The sequence below is a fragment of the Nostoc sp. NMS2 genome, assembly GCF_017115105.1.
GTDB lineage: Bacteria > Cyanobacteriota > Cyanobacteriia > Cyanobacteriales > Nostocaceae > Nostoc.
The window spans coordinates 1-20,716 of the sequence record NZ_JABXKH010000055.1 but is presented as its reverse complement, the minus strand read 5'-3'; the positions used below and the strand labels follow the sequence as shown (position 1 = coordinate 20,716).

The 20,716-nt window shown below is 45.5% G+C and carries 12 protein-coding genes; 7 read left to right on the top strand and 5 right to left on the bottom strand.

Annotation, left to right across the window (positions count from 1 at the left end; genetic code table 11):
* Positions 1-358 precede the first annotated feature (358 nt).
* The gene (locus HWQ36_RS10360) at positions 359-1,225 is read left to right on the top strand and encodes an NAD(P)-dependent oxidoreductase (RefSeq protein ID WP_292701601.1); all 867 of its coding nucleotides are present in this window, start codon (positions 359-361) and stop codon (positions 1,223-1,225) included.
* Between the two features lie 358 nt (positions 1,226-1,583).
* Here HWQ36_RS10360 and HWQ36_RS10355 read toward each other — a convergent pair whose 3' ends face one another.
* Entirely contained in the window at positions 1,584-3,662 is a 2,079-nt protein-coding gene (locus HWQ36_RS10355) for a chromosome segregation ATPase (protein ID WP_292701598.1), read from the bottom strand.
* A 155-nt stretch (positions 3,663-3,817) separates the two neighbouring features.
* Positions 3,818-4,723: an Hsp33 family molecular chaperone HslO gene (hslO, locus tag HWQ36_RS10350; protein WP_292701635.1), complete on the bottom strand. Its 906-nt coding sequence runs from the start codon at positions 4,721-4,723 to the stop codon at positions 3,818-3,820.
* Between the two features lie 280 nt (positions 4,724-5,003).
* On the opposite strand from hslO, the gene HWQ36_RS10345 reads away from it, so the two are divergent.
* Positions 5,004-5,390 carry a hypothetical protein gene (locus tag HWQ36_RS10345; protein WP_292701632.1) on the top strand — a complete coding sequence of 129 codons (387 nt, stop codon included), beginning with the start codon at positions 5,004-5,006 and terminating at the stop codon, positions 5,388-5,390.
* Between the two features lie 145 nt (positions 5,391-5,535).
* Here the strand turns inward: HWQ36_RS10345 and HWQ36_RS10340 are convergent, their stop codons facing one another.
* From HWQ36_RS10340 to hisD, 3 genes are all read right to left on the bottom strand, one after another.
* Entirely contained in the window at positions 5,536-5,940 is a 405-nt protein-coding gene (locus tag HWQ36_RS10340) for a hypothetical protein (RefSeq protein ID WP_292701595.1), read from the bottom strand.
* Between the two features lie 90 nt (positions 5,941-6,030).
* Positions 6,031-6,456 carry a universal stress protein gene (locus HWQ36_RS10335; RefSeq protein ID WP_292701593.1) on the bottom strand — a complete coding sequence of 142 codons (426 nt, stop codon included), beginning with the start codon at positions 6,454-6,456 and terminating at the stop codon, positions 6,031-6,033.
* Between the two features lie 452 nt (positions 6,457-6,908).
* The gene (gene hisD / locus HWQ36_RS10330) at positions 6,909-8,210 is read right to left on the bottom strand and encodes a histidinol dehydrogenase (protein ID WP_292701590.1); all 1,302 of its coding nucleotides are present in this window, start codon (positions 8,208-8,210) and stop codon (positions 6,909-6,911) included.
* Positions 8,211-8,934: 724 nt separating this feature from the next.
* Here hisD and rpsT point away from each other — a divergent pair.
* From rpsT to HWQ36_RS10305, 5 genes are all read left to right on the top strand, one after another.
* Positions 8,935-9,231 (top strand): 30S ribosomal protein S20, encoded by a 297-nt coding sequence (gene rpsT, locus HWQ36_RS10325; RefSeq protein WP_292701587.1) that lies wholly within the window; start codon positions 8,935-8,937, stop codon positions 9,229-9,231.
* A gap of 107 nt (positions 9,232-9,338) precedes the next feature.
* On the top strand, positions 9,339-10,136 hold the full coding sequence (locus HWQ36_RS10320) for a TatD family hydrolase (RefSeq protein ID WP_292701584.1): 798 nt from the start codon (positions 9,339-9,341) through the stop codon (positions 10,134-10,136).
* A gap of 734 nt (positions 10,137-10,870) precedes the next feature.
* The gene (gene rpoB, locus HWQ36_RS10315; protein ID WP_292701582.1) at positions 10,871-14,170 is read left to right on the top strand and encodes a DNA-directed RNA polymerase subunit beta; all 3,300 of its coding nucleotides are present in this window, start codon (positions 10,871-10,873) and stop codon (positions 14,168-14,170) included.
* Positions 14,171-14,403: 233 nt separating this feature from the next.
* Complete coding sequence (locus tag HWQ36_RS10310; RefSeq protein WP_292701579.1) at positions 14,404-16,281, top strand: DNA-directed RNA polymerase subunit gamma; 1,878 nt, start codon at positions 14,404-14,406, stop codon at positions 16,279-16,281.
* Between the two features lie 88 nt (positions 16,282-16,369).
* Entirely contained in the window at positions 16,370-20,416 is a 4,047-nt protein-coding gene (locus HWQ36_RS10305; RefSeq protein ID WP_292701576.1) for a DNA-directed RNA polymerase subunit beta'', read from the top strand.
* The last annotated feature ends 300 nt before the right edge of the window (positions 20,417-20,716 follow it).

Genomic DNA, 20,716 nt, shown 5'->3' with positions numbered 1-20,716 from the left:
CTCTATTTAAGAATGCAGTATCAATCTTATTTAGATTAGCATAACAGTGAATACTGTAAAGTTAAACACAATACAAAAGTAATAATTATGTCCACTCATGACCTGCTAATGTTAGCAACACTACTTACCCCTGGTATTTTACTTTCAGTGATAATCATGGTGACTTTTGCCGCCGGTGGTTGATTGCCAGAGTTAGGGAGAGACGCGATTAATTGCGTCTCTACTAGGGAGTAGGCAAACTGGGATTTGAGATTGTATCTTAAGTCTCAAATAACTACTTCCCAACTAAATTTGAATCAAACAATGCAAATGCGATGTCCATAATGGGCTGCGACGCTGTAACAAAGGAACGTGAAAAATGAAGGTAGCATTTCTGGGAACTGGACTGATGGGACTACCAATGGCTCAAAGGTTATTAGCCGCAGATATACAGCTAGTTGCCTACAATCGCACCCCAGAAAAATTAGCACCATTAAAAGCAGCTGGGGCTGAAATTGCTACACATCCCCGCCACGCCATTCGTGCTGCTGAGTGCGTAATCCTCATGCTTACTAATGCTCCGGCCATTTATAATGTGTTGCTTTCAGATACTGCTTGGCAAACTCTGGAAGGGCGCACAATCATCCAAATGGGAACAATTACGCCCACAGAAAGCCAGGAAATTAGAGATGCAATAGTTGCTGGTGGTGGTGAGTATTTAGAAGCACCTGTGTTAGGGAGTATCCCGGAAGCAAAAGCTGGCAAGTTAAGTGTGATGGTAGGGGCAGAGCCAGAACAATATCAACGGCACTTGAAGTTACTCCAAAATTTTGGGACAGAACCTTTACTTATAGGGCCAGTAGGATCTGCGGCGGCGCTTAAATTGGCACTAAATCAACTAATAGCTTCTCTAACAACTAGCTTTGCTCTGAGTCTGGCTTTTGTCCAGCGTCAGGGTGTTGATGTGGATGTGTTTATGCAAATCTTGCGCGACAGTCCACTCTACGCACCTACCTTTGATAAAAAGCTACAACGGATGTTGGATGGCAATTATGCCGATCCGAATTTCCCCACAAAACATTTGCTCAAAGATACAGAATTGTTTATCTCGGAAGCGAAATCTCGAAGTTTGGATCTCAGCAGTATTAAAGGTGTGCGGCAAATCTTGCAAACAGCCGTGAAAATGTCATTTGCTGATGATGATTACTCATCACTATTTTCTGTAATTAAAGAATGGGGGGAATAAAAAACTCCACCCACAAGAGGATGGAGTTTTTGGGCATGGGGAATGGGGCATGGTAAAGAAGCTACCAATGCCCTATGCGGCGGGGCGACTATCTCTCTCCACCTACGAGGGGATGCAATACTGTTCGGTTAAGCCTAAAAAATAACTCTAATGTAGGTTGGGTTGAGGAACGAAACCCAACATTTTCAGGGATTTGTTGGGTTTCACTTCGTTCAACCCAACCTACAAATCTTCAAAACCTACGCAGTATTGTGAGGGATTTTCCCGTTGCTTTCAATAAATTTTTGTAGGGGCAATTCATGAATTGCCCCTACTTTGAAAATGCTGAATTAAAAGGTTTTAATCTTTAATAACGATATTATTGCCCATCAGTAGTAGGAGTTGATTGAGGGAATGGTAAAGATTCAGTCTGGGGTTGAGGCTGAGGTTCAGGTTTAGGATTTAGAAAATCCTGCCAAGTCTTAATTTGCTCTTGCGCCGCACTGTAAGCAGCACTACCGCGTGGAATCGATTTTGCAATATCAATCCCTCTAGCAATATCAGACTGACCTTGAGAGCGGGCTATGTCTAACAATTGCTGACTCCATTGGTCAATAGCCAGATTCGCATCCATGCGTAAGATGCTATTGTTTGAAACCCGATCTGCGAGTCGTATTGCTTCAACCAAAGCTTCTGGCGTACCAGCCGCGCCCACTTCTTGAGCTTTTTTCCAGTTTTCTCTAGTGCGGATTTGCCCTTCCCAGTCATTTATCGCAGCTTGCGCTTCCCCAGAAAGCGCCCTTCCCGACGAGGCAATTTGTTGAGCGGTGCTAATGGCGGCGGTGAGATTTCCACTCTGAGCCAGTTCTTGTGCTTGATCCAAGTAGGGTTGGTCTTGAATTCGCTGAATCTTTCCTACCCAAGTCCGAATTCTTTTCCGTGCTTCTGGATATAATGCCCGACCTCTACGAATTTCGCTGGCCTGAGCGATCGCAGCTTGCAAGGAGTTGATATCATCGAATACAGCTATCTGTTCGGCACGATCTAAGTAAGGTTGGTCTTCAATTGTCTCCACTTGGCCACGCCAGCGATCTATCTCTTGCCTCGCTTCTGTGGCTCTGGGATTATTTGCAGGGATTAACTGTACTTGGGCGATCGCTGCTGTTAAATTAGGGACTGTTCCCTGGCTAGCCAACATTCTCGCTTTTTCTAGATTGGCAACATCTTCAATTTCCAACTGCCAACGAGCAATCAGTTGCTGGGCTTCGTTATACACTGGTCTGGAAGGATCGATTTGTTGTGCTTGAGCGATCGCAGCCTCTAAACCAGAAACGTTACCGATCCAAGCACTTCTTTGCGCGTCAGCTATGGCGATAAAGTCGTCTGTTTCGCCCTGTAGTTTCGTACTTTCTGGAATTTGTCTAGCAATATTCAGGGCTTCGTCGGCATCCCGCTTGTCTAGTTTTGCCTGTGCCAATTCCAGCATTTTGCGTCCAAATGCGGGAATCGCTTCCTGAGCTTTTTGGTAAATGTAACTTTCTTGCCCAATAGACTCAGCTAGCTTGATGGCTTCGAGTAAATTATCGACTACTTTGCTGTCTGCTAAACTTTCCGCTTTTCCTAACTTATCGCCATCTTCCCGCGCTGCGGCGATTAGACGATTCAATTGGTCGTATTTAGTACCCGCCCAATATTGATTGTCTACGCGCAGCATTTTAGAGGATAACATGAACGCCGATTGCCAGCGCCGTTCCTTTACTTCTGCGATCGCACCGTTGTATGTTTCTTCTGCCTTTGTCCAAATTGACTGCCATTTGTCAACTTGTTCATCGACTAATTTATAAGCTGCCACATCTTCGGGTATTCTTTTCGCTGTAGCGATCGCTTCCTCTAAATTCCCTGTTTGGAAACTTTGATCGGCTAGCTTCAAAATATCCCGCGACCATTCTGCGATGAAACGATCAATTTCTCCATGCAACGGGTGATTTTGTGGTAGTTGCTTCACCAGAGCGATCGCTTGCAATAGGTCGTTCACAGTTTGCTTAGAAGCCGCCAACTGAGCGCAATGTAGCCGTACAGAAGCACTAGCTAGGGGCCAGAAAATCGAGGGGCAATTAGGAGCAGTCGGTAACTTTAGTAGCATTGCCATTGCTAAGAATCCTACACTGCCGGGAATCAACATTAGTAGTACTAGCCACAATGTCCAGCTTTTCATCCAGCGTGGCCATTTCCCAGAAGTACTACTGAGTTGAGCAGTTTCTTCTGAATGACTATTTATAGGTAATCCTTGTGTATGGTTTTTTTTTCGCCGCTTCACTGACTTGGAAGTAGAACCAGTAGGTGGGACACCAAATGGTTGAGTTTCACCGAATTGTTCTGTTCGGGATAATCTTTTGTTTTGATCTGGCTCTTTATCACTGGCTGAAGACCAACTATCTGGAATATCCCGCTCTGTCATCTCTCACACCAAAATAATTGAATAGCGCTCTGTTTTAGGTCGATAATTCCATTGATGCCATAGTAACTTTCTCGCGATCAAAAAGCTACTTTTTTTGATTATGCTTCTCAACAGAATACCACGATCGATATATAAAATTAGTGTCGTTTTATACTTTATCCTGAAACAGTAGATTCAGCTTGCAAATCGGCAATTAGTTGAGCTAACTGATCGCTACTTGCCTGGTAAACGTTGCCGCAAAAATCGCAAGTTGCTTCAGCACCATTATCTTTAACAATCATATCTTGCAGTTCGGCTTCTCCCAAAATTTTCAGTGCCCCCAAAACGCGATCGAAAGAACAACCACAGTGGAAGCGCAGCATTTGCCGTTCGGAAAAGATTTCCAGTCCCATATCGCCCAAGAGGTCGCTAAAGATTTCAGTTAAATTCTTCCCGGCTTGCAACAATGGCGTAAATCCTGCCAGACCAGCGACCCGTGATTCCAAGGTTTCCACTAGGGCTTCATCTCTGGCAGCTTTGGGTAACACTTGTACTAGTAATCCTCCAGCCGCAGTTACTCCCCCTGTTCCCACAAACACACCTAAAACTAAAGCTGAAGGTGTTTGTTCAGAATTCACCAGATAATGAGCCACATCATCGCCAATTTCGCCAGAAACTAGTTCCACCGTACTAGAGTAAGGATAACCATAACCGACATCTCGCACAACGTAGAGGTAGCCACCACCCACTGCACCACCAACATCTAGCTTACCTTTGGCATTAGGAGGCAATTCTATAGATGGATTCCCCACATACCCGCGTACCGTACCATCTAAGCCGGCATCTACCAATATGCCGCCCAAAGGGCCATCGCCCTTCACCCGCACATTGACCCGCGATCCACTTCGCTTCATACTAGAAGCCATTAACAAGCCCGCCGCCATAGTCCGACCCAGTGCTGCCGTTGCCACATAAGAAAGCTTGTGTCGCCCCCGTGCTTCTTCTGTTAAACGTGTGGTGATCACACCTACGGCCCGAATTCCACCTTCGGCTGCTGTTGCACGAATTAACTGATCCGCCATGAATAACCTTACATTTCTTAACAAGTTCACTTTTTCTATTCTAAGTTCTCTGCTGCAAGAAAAGTAACGTAGTGGGGTGTCACGCAAATAAAGGGCTGTCATTGGTCATTTGTCATTGGTCACTTGTACTGCCCTTCTCTACGAGACGCTGCGCGTAGCGTCTCCAAGAGTTGTATTGGTCATTAGTTATTTGCAAAGGACAAAGGACTAATGACTAATGACAAAGACTATTTGCAATATTAGAAATAGCGATATCTCACTTTTAGGCAATCTTAGAAAAATGTTAGGTAATTTTCAACAAAGTCAACTGCGAATCGAAATTGAAGCGTCAACAGATGCAATTCGTGACAGTCTGTTGCATCCGGTACAGCTAGAAAAATGGCTCTTAGGACAACGCTTTGCGCCAGGAATGCCAGAAGAACTACTTCCGGGATTTCAGTTTACTACCTGGACTGGGCCAGTCTCAATTCATCATCAAGTAGACGTTGTAAAATCCAACTGTCTCCGTTTGCTACTCAGTGGAGGTATTGACGGGTTTCATGAATGGTACTGGGGACAAGGTTGGGTGCAATCCCGCTTGGAAGGAGTTTCACTTTTGCCCTTGAATTTGGGTCAAACCTTGAGTTTGTTGAGCTTGCGTCAATTTCTGGCAACTCAAGGACGTTGATTTGACTGGATGTGAGGGATTGGGGATTGGGATATGGGGCACAAGAGGCAGAGGGGTAGGGAGCAGGGAGCGGAGGGGAAAGAGATAATTTTCTCCCCTTTGCCCCCTGCCCCCTGCCCCCCGGCTTCTTTCCTTAGTCCCTAGTTCAAGAACCAGAAATAATACCTGCAATAATTTTTACCAGGACAGATAAATTTTGAGGCGCTGCAATATAGTAGTCGAGAGTCCCTTTCAGATAGTCGTTAACAGCAATAGAATATTCTATATTGAGTCTCTGATTAGTTAAATCGCATACTTCAAACAAAATTGGACTAATTAAAGCTTCCCGTCTCGTAGTTTCATTAACTAAATCAACATGAGAGAAATTACGGCGAAGTTGCTGCTGTAAAAATTGGATGTCTAAAATTTCTGATGATTCAGGTAATGTTAGATTTTTCCTTTCAATGGTGCAATTTAATTCGGCTAAAATATTATCAATTGTGAAAGGCAATTCAAAATATCGGCTAAAATTATAAGACTCACCAACTTGAAGAATGCGGCGGGAACTCATAAAAACCTAAGCCAAATTTATCTCCTATTTTATACAAACTCGGTCAACTCCCATCTTTGGCACGCTCATCTGATTTGCCTTTACCTGATTCTAATTCGGCTTTACCACCAACACCGAACAATTAGCTTCTTCCACAACTTGACTGCTAACAGAGCGCTGGACAATTCGTTTCATCCCAATCAACCCGCGACTACCAATTATAATCAGGTCAGCTTTGTAAATATTGGCAAGACGAATAATCTCTTCAGCAGGATCGCCAGTTACCAGTTCTAACTCACTTGCGACTGATAATTTTTCCTGATAGGATTGCAGCTGTTTTTCCAGCTGAAAATAAGAAAATGTTGGGGACTCTGGCTGAGGACGATCGGCTGGTATTTCCATTTCTGACTCTGGCGTAGGAAATACATGACACAGAATAACCTTGGCATCTTTTGATAACACCAAATTATCTAAACTCTGAATTACTCGTTCTCCCATTTCCGAACCGTCCAGAGCTATCAAAATATTCTTTAGCACTGCTCTCGTCTCCTATAAGAGTAGACCCCTTACATAAGTATGTAGTAAAACTTGTTAGCAGCTACACTAAATTATTTTTCTATTTGTCTATTTAGTAAATACAGCAGATTGCAGGTAATTGAGGTACAAATTTTAAGCACAAAGTCATATATGAAGAGAGTTTCAACCCAGTTAAGAGACTTCCAACTAAAAAAACATCCCAAATTTTCTTGTGGGATGGGTGTCCCCACCCGTCCCAGATTCAGGGCGCTCATGTTGCCCACCCCACAAGATGGATAATTTATTTCTTGTCAGTCCCTAAGAGTTCCTACATAATAAGTCAGCAAAATGCAATAGGCGGGCATCGACTAGACATTGCCCGCCAAAAGCCTGAAGTAGGGTAGCAAATGCTGTATTTGCTACCTAAAAAGTGACTTTTGTCAACAGTATTAAACAAAATTAACCATTCCAAATCACTCTTGTTGCTGAGTTCGGCGGCGGACTGAATCAGCATGAGAAGGTAAACCTTCTGCTGTTGCTAGCACATCAATAGCACCAGCTACATTTTGCAGCGCAGTTTGGGAGTATTGAATAATACTTGAGTGTTTGAGGAAGGTTTCAACCCCTAATGCCGAGGCATAGCGGGCAGCGCCAGAAGTTGGCAAGGTGTGGTTAGGGCCTGCCAAATAGTCACCTACAGCTTCTGGTGTGGAATAACCCAAAAAGATTGCCCCAGCGTGGCGAATCTGTGGTAAGAGTGCCCAAGGGTCTTTTACTTCTAATTCCAGGTGTTCGGGGGCAAATTCATTTGAGAGTTCTGCTGCTGCTTGGAGCGATTCCACAAGGACAATCAAGCCGTAGTGAGCGATCGCTTTTTCTGTGTCTATTCGCCGTGGATGATCCACTAGCTGTCTTTCCAAGGCTAATTGCACGTTTTTCGCCAAAGCCGCATCTGTCGTCAGTAAGATTGCTGCCGCCATTGGATCGTGTTCGGCTTGGGCTAGCAAGTCAGCAGCTACATGCACCGGATTTGCGGTTTCATCGGCAATCACCAGCACTTCGCTGGGGCCTGCCAAAGAATCAATGCCGACGGTGCCATATACAAGTTTTTTCGCTAGGGTGACATAAATGTTACCAGGGCCAGTAATCACATTCACTTTCGGAATTGTTTCTGTGCCATAAGCTAAAGCAGCGATCGCTTGTGCGCCCCCAATGCGATAAATTTCTTGTACCCCTGCTTCTTGAGCAGCTACCAAGACTGCTGGGTTAATTGCACCTCCTGGGCCTGGAGGTGTCACCATCACTATATGGGGTACAGCAGCAACATGAGCCGGAATTGCATTCATCAGCACTGTACTAGGATAGGCGGCGCGGCCACCAGGCACATACAACCCCGCTCGGTCTACAGGGGTGTAGCGTTTGCCCAGCACTACTTCATCGTCGCCAAAGTGTACCCAGCTTTTTGGGACTCGCTGACGATGAAACGCTTCAATTTGGCGGCGAGCTAGCCGAATTGCGCCCAACAACTCCTTTGACACCTGCTGATAGGCTGCATCTAGTTCCGAGCCTGTAACTCGGAGTTCTTCTGCTTTCAGGGTTTGTTTGTCAAATTCGGCTGTGTAATGCAATACAGCTTTATCGCCTTGGCGCTTCACTGCTTGCAAAACTTCCCGCACCGTTGCTTCTTTGTGAAGCACCTGTTCGTCATGGGTGCGATCGCAGATCCGTTGCAGTTCTGCTCTAACGTCTGCCTGCTGAGTAATGATTCGCAGCATGGAGTAAGGACAATGCCAAAATTATAATATTCACACCTGAGATTTAGTATTGCTCTTGACCCACTGGGGTGTGCAAGCTGACTCTAATTCTCTTCTCTAGCTTAACCTGGATTTTTTTGATACTCTCAAGGTTGCCAGCAGATGGTTTGCTTGAGAAGGCGACTTAATTGCTCAGTCCGACAACCCTTAGCAGGATAGCGGCAGGATGTGGGTGTGCCATTTCCCACTACCCTTATGCCCTTTCCCTCACTCCTTGCGGGGTGCAGGTGGTGTGTTTACACATCCAATCCCCCAGATTTACAGGGGGTAGGGTCTGAGGATAATTTTTACTTCTTTTCCTAACTTCTCAGTAGTTTAACTCTGTACAGACACGATATAATATCGCTTCTATACTTTGATAACCCCTGAAATTTAGCTGTTTACAGTTCTTTGCCTCTGACAATACATCCTAAAAGTCAGGAAAGATTACATTGGCAATCACACCGCTTTCTCAGGTATTTAGTCGAGTTAGGGTAACAGTTTTATTTGATATGGCTTATTTTAACGCATTTCCTAAATTGACAACACACTCAATTGCGGACTGGAGAGATTTAGAAAGCAGGGGAAGAAGAACTATTGTCCAATGGCAGATTTTTTTTAGGAAATTATAACATTGGCAATTTGGATGCTATATTAGTAAGTCTAGTAGTGTGTGTACATATTAATAGTATTTTTGGAATTGACTGTGGCGAATACAAAGTCTGCTCTCAAGCGTGCCCAAATCGCAGAACGTAACCGACTGCGTAATAAATCTTACAAATCAGCAGTCAAGACGCTGATGAAGAAATACTCTAATGCTGTAGCTGTTTATGCAGCTAATCCTACCCCAGAATTAAAACAAGAAGCAGAGGCTCGGTTATCCGAAGCTTACGGCAAAATCGATAAAGCAGTCAAACGGGGTGTCCTTCACGCCAATAATGGAGCAAGGAAAAAGTCGAGATTGGCTCATAAACTAAAGCCCATTGCACAAACGGCTGAGTAGTCATTGGTCATTTGTCCTTAGTCACTTGTACTGAGCAAAGCCGAAGTATTGGTCATTGGTCTTTAGCAAAGGATAAAGGACAAAGGACAAACAACAAAGAACAAAGAATGCAACTGGTAGACACGCACGTTCATCTCAACTTTGATAGTTTTCAGCCGGATTTAGCAACAGTGCGATCGCGGTGGCAAGAAGCAGGAGTAGTGCGTTTAGTACATTCCTGTGTTCACCCGGATGAGTTTTCCACCATTCAATCTATAGCGCACGAGTTTCCTGAAATCAGCTTTGCCGTAGGATTACATCCTCTAGATGCTGATAAATGGAATAGCGAAACAGCCGAGAAAATCAAAACCTTAGCGAGTTCTGACTCGAATGTAGTAGCAATTGGGGAAATGGGACTGGATTTTTACAAAGCTGATAACTATGAGCATCAGCTGATGGTATTTGAGTCACAGTTAGCGATCGCATCTGACCTCAATTTACCAGTGATTATCCACTGCCGGGATGCTGCTGTAGCAACCAGAGAAGTGTTGCAAAAATGGCGGAAACTCAAAGGAGAAAGAGTGCGGGGTGTCATGCATTGCTGGGGAGGAACGCCAGAAGAAACCCAATGGTTTCTCGATTTAGGCTTCTATATCAGCTTTAGCGGGACGGTAACGTTCAAAAATGCCAAAGCGATCCAATCCTCAGCTGCGATGGTGAGTAGCGATCGCCTACTAATTGAAACAGACTGTCCATTTCTCGCTCCAGTTCCGAAACGGGGCGAGAGGCGCAACGAGCCGTCCTACGTACTTTACGTAGCCGAGCAAGTAGCTAAACTGCGTCAGGAAACAGTAGAGGCGATCGCCCATCAAACCACCCAAAATGCCTGTGAATTATTTGGTCTGTCAATAGAAAGTGGGCAATAATTCTCTTTTATTCAGTTGTGCTAAAAAAATAAAACTCTAGGGGGACAAAAATATGCTAATATTATTCCCTCAAAAACATTTTGCGTGCGCCATAATGATAAAGGAAGGAACCTAAAATTTCTGAGCCTAATTTTCAGTGATGTTATCGGCTTGGCCATCCTCCAAATCTCTACAAGCGGATGCTCTCCACATAATGACTAACCGTGCCAAACCAGGTTGAGCTAGACTTTTGCACAATATCGGCTTCTGTGTATTGAACCTATACAAAATCCTTAAACGAAATTGCCTTGTGAGTACAATCCAGCAAAACGAAGTAATTCTGATTCAAAGCCGACAAGGTGCGGATCGTTCCCTCAGTCTTAGGATATCTAAGATATCACTGAGAGTATAAATAGTCGGGTGGATTTAAAACACACCGTCTAGAGCTGCGTCAGCAAATTAACGCGCTTTTTGGAGGGGAAATGAAGAACGTAGATAAAACTCAGGAATATCTCAACTGTATATTCTTCTTAAATCAAGACTATAGTGAGTTTTTGGTGTCTGAGTACCCGATTAGGGGCAATTACCCCCTTGTCCAAATTGCTCATTCCAGCTTTAATCGCTGCGTTTGCCCACACCTGTAAATAGCAAGTGTGTCAAAAGTTCCCAAACAACTAAGGACACTGACTAGCAGTGGGAAGCATCAAACAGCAGTGTCCAAGGGACAATTTTACCAGGTTGACAAAGGAAGAGGCATGACTAAAGAAACATACATGGAACCCGCCTTTCTGTTGCCCGACTTGATTGAAATCCAGCGAGCGAGCTTTCGCTGGTTTTTGGAAGAAGGGCTGATAGAAGAACTGAACTCCTTTAGTCCTATTACAGATTATACGGGCAAATTAGAATTGCACTTTTTGGGTCATAACTACAAACTCAAAGAGCCAAAGTACAGCGTCGAAGAAGCCAAACGGCGGGATAGTACTTATGCCGTCCAAATGTATGTTCCCACACGGTTGATTAATAAAGAAACCGGGGAAATCAAAGAGCAAGAGGTATTCATTGGTGATTTGCCTTTGATGACCGATCGCGGCACATTTATTATTAACGGAGCCGAACGGGTAATTGTCAATCAAATAGTGCGATCGCCAGGGGTCTATTACAAATCAGAAATCGACAAAAACGGGCGACGGACTTATTCAGCTAGCTTAATTCCCAACCGGGGCGCATGGCTGAAATTTGAAACAGACCGTAACGATTTGGTGTGGGTACGCATCGACAAAACCCGCAAACTCTCAGCGCAAGTACTCCTAAAAGCTTTAGGGTTATCAGACAACGAAATCTTTGACGCTTTACGCCACCCCGAATATTTCCAAAAAACCATCGAAAAAGAAGGGCAATTTTCTGAAGAAGAAGCCTTGATGGAGTTATATCGGAAACTGCGTCCTGGTGAACCACCTACAGTCTTAGGTGGACAACAGCTTTTAGACTCTCGTTTCTTTGACCCGAAACGTTATGACCTTGGTCGCGTCGGACGGTACAAACTCAACAAGAAATTGCGCCTTTCTGTCCCAGATACCATGCGGGTGTTGACTGCTGGCGATATTTTGGCAGCCGTAGATTACCTAATTAACCTAGAATATGACATCGGTAATATCGATGACATTGACCACTTAGGCAACCGCCGGGTGAGAAGCGTTGGAGAATTGCTGCAAAACCAAGTACGGGTAGGCTTAAACCGTTTAGAAAGAATTATTCGGGAACGGATGACCGTATCCGATGCCGAAGTGCTAACCCCCGCTTCCTTGGTGAACCCCAAACCATTGGTAGCAGCAATTAAAGAATTCTTTGGTTCCAGCCAGTTAAGTCAGTTCATGGATCAAACCAATCCTCTCGCAGAACTGACCCACAAACGCCGTCTGAGTGCCCTTGGCCCTGGTGGTTTAACCCGCGAACGCGCTGGGTTTGCCGTTCGGGATATTCATCCTAGTCACTATGGACGTATTTGCCCCATTGAGACACCAGAAGGCCCCAACGCCGGATTGATTGGCTCCTTAGCAACCCATGCGCGGGTTAACCTGTACGGCTTCCTAGAAACGCCATTTAGACCTGTAGAAAATGGTCGGGTCAGATTTGACTTGCCTCCAGCCTACATGACAGCCGATGAAGAAGACGACCTGCGGGTTGCTCCTGGGGATATTCCTGTAGATGAAACTGGGCACATTATTGGCCCACAAGTGCCAGTCCGCTATCGTCAAGAATTTTCCACCACAACACCAGAACAGGTTGACTACGTAGCAGTATCTCCCGTACAGATTGTGTCGGTAGCAACCAGCATGATTCCCTTCTTGGAGCATGATGACGCTAACCGAGCGCTGATGGGATCGAACATGCAACGGCAAGCAGTACCCCTGCTCAAGCCAGAGCGTCCTCTGGTGGGTACTGGTTTGGAAGCCCAAGGAGCAAGAGACTCCGGGATGGTGGTTGTATCGCGTACTGATGGCGATGTCACTTATGTGGATGCTACAGAAATTCGCGTCCGTCCGAAACCTAACACTTCAGAAATTAAGTACACCCTTTCCAAGTACCAACGTTCCAACCAAGACACCTGTTTAAATCAGAAACCCCTCGTCCGCATTGGGGAACGGGTTGTTGCTGGTCAGGTATTGGCTGATGGCTCCTCCACCGAAGGCGGTGAATTGGCGCTAGGACAAAATATCGTCGTTGCGTACATGCCTTGGGAAGGCTACAACTACGAAGACGCGATTTTAATCTCTGAAAGACTGGTACAGGATGATGTCTACACCTCAATTCACATTGAAAAATATGAAATTGAAGCCAGACAAACAAAACTGGGGCCAGAAGAAATTACCAGAGAAATTCCTAACGTCGGGGAAGATGCCTTACGTCAGTTGGATGAACAGGGAATCATTCGCATTGGGGCGTGGGTAGAAGCTGGTGATATCTTGGTGGGTAAGGTAACACCCAAAGGTGAATCTGACCAACCGCCAGAAGAAAAACTGTTGCGTGCCATCTTCGGTGAAAAAGCGCGGGATGTGCGGGATAATTCCCTGCGAGTTCCCAACGGTGAAAAAGGTCGCGTAGTTGATGTGCGCTTGTTTACTCGTGAACAAGGCGATGAACTACCACCAGGAGCCAATATGGTAGTCCGGGTGTATGTTGCTCAAAAACGCAAAATCCAAGTTGGCGACAAAATGGCAGGACGACACGGTAATAAAGGGATTATTTCTCGGATATTACCGGCGGAAGATATGCCTTATTTACCCGATGGTTCACCAGTGGACATTGTACTCAACCCCTTGGGTGTACCCAGTCGGATGAACGTCGGACAAGTATTTGAGTGCCTCTTGGGTTGGGCTGGTCAAACTTTGGGAGTACGATTTAAAATTACTCCCTTTGACGAAATGTATGGGGAAGAGTCATCCCGCCGCATCGTGCATGGCAAATTGCAAGAAGCACGGGACGAAACAGGGAAAGACTGGGTATATAACCCAGATAATCCCGGCAAAATCATGGTGTATGACGGTCGTACAGGTGAACCCTTTGACCGAGCAATTACCATCGGTGTGGCTTATATGCTGAAACTGGTGCATTTAGTGGATGATAAGATCCACGCCCGTTCTACAGGCCCATACTCACTGGTGACTCAGCAACCCTTGGGTGGTAAAGCACAACAAGGTGGTCAACGGTTTGGGGAAATGGAAGTGTGGGCATTGGAAGCCTTTGGTGCCGCTTACACCTTACAGGAATTGCTCACAGTTAAATCTGACGATATGCAAGGACGGAATGAAGCGTTAAATGCGATCGTTAAAGGTAAGGCAATTCCTCGACCTGGAACCCCAGAATCCTTTAAGGTGTTGATGCGCGAGTTGCAATCATTGGGGTTAGACATTGCCGTACACAAGGTAGAAACCCAAGCAGACGGCAGTTCTCTAGATGTGGAAGTCGATTTGATGGCAGACCAATCAGCCCGTCGCACACCGCCTCGACCCACCTATGAATCTCTTTCCCGCGAATCGCTGGATGACGACGAATAATTCGTAATTCGTAATTCGTAATTCGTAATTGAAGATAAATTTAAGAATCTGTAGTTCGGAATTGAAGGAAAATCCATAATTCCGAACTAGAAATCACAAATTACACTTCTTAATTATGAATTACGAATTACGTTAGCGTAGCTTGCGATGCCTACGGCGGGCTACGCCTACGCCACTATTACGAATTAGAAATTGTTAATTACGAATTACGCATTACGAATTACGAATTAATTATGAGACCTGCCCAAACTAATCAGTTTGACTACGTAAAAATCGGCTTGGCTTCCCCTGAACGCATTCGGCAGTGGGGCGAGAGAACATTACCCAACGGTCAAGTAGTCGGTGAAGTTACCAAGCCAGAGACGATTAACTATCGAACTCTCAAGCCAGAGATGGATGGCTTGTTTTGTGAGCGCATCTTTGGCCCCGCGAAAGATTGGGAATGCCATTGTGGTAAGTATAAAAGAGTTCGTCACAGAGGTATTGTCTGTGAGCGCTGCGGGGTAGAAGTCACCGAGTCACGGGTGCGTCGTCACCGCATGGGCTATATTAAACTCGCTGCACCAGTTGCTCACGTTTGGTATCTCAAAGGCATTCCTAGCTATATTTCCATCCTGTTGGATATGCCCTTGCGGGATGTCGAGCAGATTGTCTATTTCAACTCTTATGTTGTCCTGAGTGCAGGTAATGCCGAAACTTTGACTTACAAACAACTACTGAGTGAAGACCAGTGGTTGGAAATAGAAGACCAAATTTATAGCGAAGATTCTGTGCTGCAAGGCGTAGAAGTAGGTATTGGTGCTGAAGCGCTGTTGCGTTTGCTTGCTGATATCAATTTAGAACAAGAAGCGGAAAGTCTACGCGAAGAAATTGGTAACGCCAAGGGACAAAAGAGAGCCAAGCTAATTAAGCGACTGCGGGTAATTGACAACTTTATCGCCACTGGTTCTAAGCCAGAGTGGATGGTAATGGCAGTTATTCCCGTGATTCCGCCCGACTTGCGCCCAATGGTGCAACTAGATGGCGGACGGTTTGCCACCAGCGATTTAAATGATTTGTATCGGCGGGTTATTAACCGCAACAATCGTTTGGCACGTTTGCAAGAAATTTTAGCACCAGAGATTATTGTGCGGAACGAAAAGCGGATGCTGCAAGAAGCAGTGGATGCTTTGATTGACAATGGTCGTCGGGGACGCACTGTAGTAGGGGCAAACAACCGACCACTGAAATCTTTGTCCGACATTATTGAGGGTAAGCAAGGACGTTTCCGACAAAACTTGTTAGGTAAACGGGTTGACTACTCTGGACGTTCGGTTATTGTGGTCGGGCCAAAGCTGAAAATTCACCAGTGCGGTTTGCCTAGAGAAATGGCAATTGAGCTATTTCAACCATTTGTGATTAATCGCCTGATTCGTAGCGGCATGGTGAATAACATCAAAGCTGCGAAAAAGCTGATATCGCGTAATGACCCCAGTGTTTGGGATGTACTGGAAGAGGTGATTGAAGGACACCCTGTGATGCTAAACCGGGCACCAACGTTGCACCGCTTGGGTATTCAGTCCTTTGAACCAATTTTAGTAGAAGGTAGAGCGATTCAACTCCATCCTCTGGTGTGTCCAGCGTTTAACGCCGATTTTGACGGCGACCAAATGGCGGTACACGTACCGTTGTCATTAGAAAGTCAGGCTGAAGCGCGGTTGTTGATGTTGGCTTCTAACAACATTTTGTCACCAGCCACAGGTAAACCCATCATCACGCCTAGCCAAGATATGGTGTTGGGAGCCTATTACTTAACAGCAGAAAATCCCGGTGCGACAAAAGGTGCAGGAAATTACTTTTCTTCGCTAGAGGATGTAATTATGGCTTTCCAGCAAGAGCAAATTGACTTGCACGCCTATATTTACGTGCGGTTTGACGGTGAAATAGAATCAGACCAACCGGATACAGAACCCGTAAAAGTGACGGAAAATGAGGATGGTACCCGCACATTACTCTATAAGTTCCGCCGAGTCAGACAAGACGCTAAGGGTAATGTACTTTCACAGTATATATACACAACTCCTGGTCGCGTTATTTACAATAACGCCATTCAGGAAGCACTTGCTAGTTAATTAGTAATTTCTAATTCATAATTGAAGAATTAATTACGAATTACGAATTACGAATTACGAATTATTAATGACTTAGGACTAATGATTAATGACTAACGAAAAAATGATTTTTCGCAATCGGGTGGTTGATAAAGGTCAATTGAGAAATTTAATTTCTTGGGCCTTTACGAATTATGGTACGGCGCGAACCGCAGTGATGGCGGACAAATTGAAAGATTTGGGATTTCGCTACGCTACCAAAGCAGGGGTTTCCATCAGTGTAGATGACTTGATGGTGCCACCAACTAAGCGATTGCTTTTAGAAGCAGCCGAAGAAGAAATTCGCGCCACTGAAACTCGTTACCAACGGGGAGAAATTACTGAAGTAGAACGCTTCCAAAAGGTAATTGATACCTGGAATGGTACTAGTGAAGCCCTGAAAGATGAAGTAGTCGTCCACTTCAAGAAGACTAATCCCTTGAACTCCGTATATATGATGGCATTCTCCGGGGCACGGGGTAACATCTCACAAGTCCGGCAGTTGGTGGGGATGCGGGGACTGATGGCAGATCCTCAAGGGGAAATTATCGATTTGCCGATCAAAACCAACTTCCGTGAAGGACTCACTGTGACGGAATATATTATTTCGTCTTACGGTGCTAGAAAGGGATTGGTGGATACTGCCTTGCGAACGGCTGACTCTGGTTATCTCACGCGCCGATTGGTGGACGTTTCCCAAGATGTAATTATTCGGGAATTTGACTGCGGCACCACCAGAGGTCTTAGCATTGGGCCAATGACAGAAGGTGCTAAAACCTTAATTCCTCTTGCAACCCGCTTGATGGGACGGGTAATTGGCGAAGATGTGGTGCATCCGGTGACAAAAGAAGTTATTGCACCACGTAATTCACCAATTCCTGAAGACTTGGCGAAGAAAATTGAAAAAGCTGGGGTGTCACAAGTTGTGGTGCGATCGCCACTAACTTGCGAAGCTGCACGTTCTGTCTGTCAACACTGCTACGGCTGGAGTTTGGCCCACGCCAAGATGGTAGACTTAGGTGAAGCTGTGGGGATTATTGCCGCTCAAAGTATCGGCGAACCTGGTACCCAGCTAACCATGCGGACATTCCACACTGGTGGGGTGTTTACTGGAGAAGTGGCGCAACAAGTTCGTTCTAAAATTGATGGGACTGTCAAACTTCCCCGCAAACTGAAAACTAGAACATATCGTACCCGCCACGGGGAAGATGCCCTCTATGTTGAGGCTAATGGCATCATGCTTTTGGAGCCAACAAAAGTAGGTGATGTTACCCCAGAAAACCAAGAGGTTCATCTTACTCAAGGTTCAACACTATACGTATTTGATGGAAATAAGGTAAAACAAGGTCAGTTGTTAGCAGAGGTTGCCCTTGGTGGACGCACAACTCGGACTAATACAGAAAAAGCAGTTAAAGATGTTGCCTCTGACTTAGCAGGGGAAGTGCAATTTGCCGAAGTTGTTCCAGAACAAAAAACTGACCGTCAAGGCAATACTACAACCACAGCCGCACGCGGTGGCTTGATTTGGATTTTGTCTGGGGAAGTGTATAACTTGCCACCTGGGGCAGAATTGGTGGTGAAAAATGGTGATGCGATCGCTTCTAATGGAGTTTTAGCAGAAACCAAGTTAGCCAGTTTGCACGGTGGTGTGGTGCGTTTGCCCGAAGCTACCCCAGGTAAGAGTACCAGGGAAATTGAGATTATCACCGCTTCTGTGGTTTTAGACCAGGCAACTGTGACAGTTCAAAGTTCCCAAGGTCGCAATAACTACTTAGTCTCCACAGGCAACAACCAGGTCTTTAACCTTCGAGCTACACCAGGCACAAAAGTGCAAAATGGTCAAGTGGTAGCTGAGTTAATTGATGATCGTTATCGCACAACCACTGGCGGTTTCCTGAAATTCGCGGGTGTAGAAGTCCAGAAAAAAGGTAAAGCCAAGCTGGGTTATGAGGTTGTGCAGGGCGGTACTTTATTGTGGATTCCCGAAGAAAGCCACGAAGTCAATAAAGATATCTCCTTACTGTTGGTGGAAGACGGTCAGTTTGTCGAAGCTGGTACCGAAGTGGTGAAGGATATCTTCTGCCAAAACAGTGGTGTGGTAGAAGTGACCCAGAAAAACGACATCCTGCGAGAAGTCGTGGTGAAGCCAGGGGAACTGCTGATGGTGGACGATCCCGAATCAGTCATCGGGCGAGATAACACCTTCATCCAACCAGGTGAGGAATTCCAAGGCAACGTCGCCACGGAATTGCGTTATATCCAATATGTGGAAACACCAGAAGGCCCCGCCCTCTTGAGTCGTCCAGTAGTCGAGTTTGCCGTACCAGATAATCCAGATGTGCCATCAACGACATCGGTAAGTCAACAAACCGGGCGTTCGATTCAATTAAGGGCGGTGCAGAGACTACCTTACAAAGATTCAGAACGTGTCAAATCCGTTGAAGGTGTAGAACTGCTGCGAACCCAGCTAGTGCTAGAAATTGAGCAAGAAGGGGAACAAGACCATAATGCTTCACCCCTGGCAGCAGATATTGAATTGGTAGAGGATACCGAAGACCCAGAAGTTCAACGTTTACAACTGGTAATTTTGGAATCCTTGGTAATTCGTCGAGACATTACCGCCGATGCCACCCAAGGTAGCACCCAGACGACACTTGAGGTACATGATGGGCTAACCATCGCCCCAGGTTCTGTAGTCGCTCGTACCCAAATCTTGTGTAAAGAAGGCGGGGAAGTGCGGGGTGTCCAAAAAGGAGCCGAAAACGTGCGTCGCTGCTTGGTGTTGCGTGACGTTGACAGGCTCACCATTAATACTAGTACTCAGCCCAAGGTAAAAGTGGGTGACTTGCTAGTAGAAGGTACAGAAGTTGCTCCTGGAGTTTTTGCCCCAGAATCAGGACAGGTAGTGGATGTTAAAAGTGCCACTGCTGCATCTGGTGGGGAATCAGCTTTGAGTACTAAAAACTTCGTTATTACTACCCGCATCGGTCGTCCTTATCGAGTCAGCCCTGGTGCTGTGTTGCAGATAGAAGACGGCGATTTGGTACAACGGGGTGATAACTTGGTGTTGCTGGTGTTTGAACGCGCCAAAACCGGAGATATTATTCAAGGTTTGCCCCGGATTGAGGAACTACTTGAAGCTCGGAAACCGAAAGAAGCGTGTATCTTATGTCGTCGGGGCGGAGAAGTTAAGGTAGTTTACGGTGATGGTGATGAAGCGATCGCTATCAAGGTTGTAGAATCAAATGGCGTGGTGACAGATTATCCTCTGGGGCCTGGACAAAACTTGATTGTGCCAGATGGATCAATCGTATTAGCGGGACAACCGTTAACTGATGGCCCATCTAATCCCCACGAAATTTTGGAAATCTTCTTTAGCCTTGGTTCTGAAGATGGAATCTATGCTTGTGCTAGCCTTGCTTTGCAAAAGGTACAGACATTCTTGGTGAATGAAGTACAAATGGTGTATCAGTCTCAAGGGATTGATATTTCCGATAAGCACATTGAAGTAATTGTTCGCCAGATGACCAACAAGGTCAGGATTGATGATGGTGGTGACACCACCATGCTCCCCGGCGAATTGGTGGAACTGCGCCAAGTTGAGCAGGTGAATGAAGCTATGGCAATTACAGGCGGTGCGAGGGCACAGTATACCCCAGTATTGTTGGGGATCACCAAAGCATCGTTGAACACCGACAGCTTTATTTCTGCCGCATCATTCCAAGAGACAACACGGGTACTTACTGAAGCAGCTATCGAAGGTAAATCTGACTGGCTGCGCGGATTAAAGGAAAACGTGATTATTGGGCGATTGATTCCGGCTGGTACTGGGTACAATACCTATGATGAACCCGGTGCGATCGAGGACTACGCTGCTGATATTAGCAGTAGTGTCTTGGATGAAGTTGATGATCCCCTGGATATGGTCTTAGATGACCGCACAGCTCGCACCTATAATTTAGATTCTCCGACTCTTGGGGAATCTGGTTTTGGTAGCAGACGTGCAGAAAGGTCAGTTCTAGATGATGAAGATGAATTAATCGCCGATGAAGTAGTAGACGACGACGATTTCGAGGAAGAAGAGGAAGACGACGAGGATGATTTCGACGACGAATAAAGACTTGAAATTTCGCGTCTCTATTAAAAGGTAAAAAGTAAAAAGGCAAAAGAAGATTTTCTTTTGCCTTTTTATTTTGCTCTCTGAAAACACACAATGAGCAACTGTACATATAGCTCAATACGCTTGGGTTAAGGCTAAAACTCTGTTACCAAGTCAATTTTTTAACGAACCGCCAAGGCGCAGAGGACGCAGAGAGAAGAAAGAGAAGGAAAAAAATTGCTTAACTGAACTGTATTGACATATATAGGGCTAGTATTTGATTTCTGAAAAATCTCCGTACATCTGAAGAGACAGAAA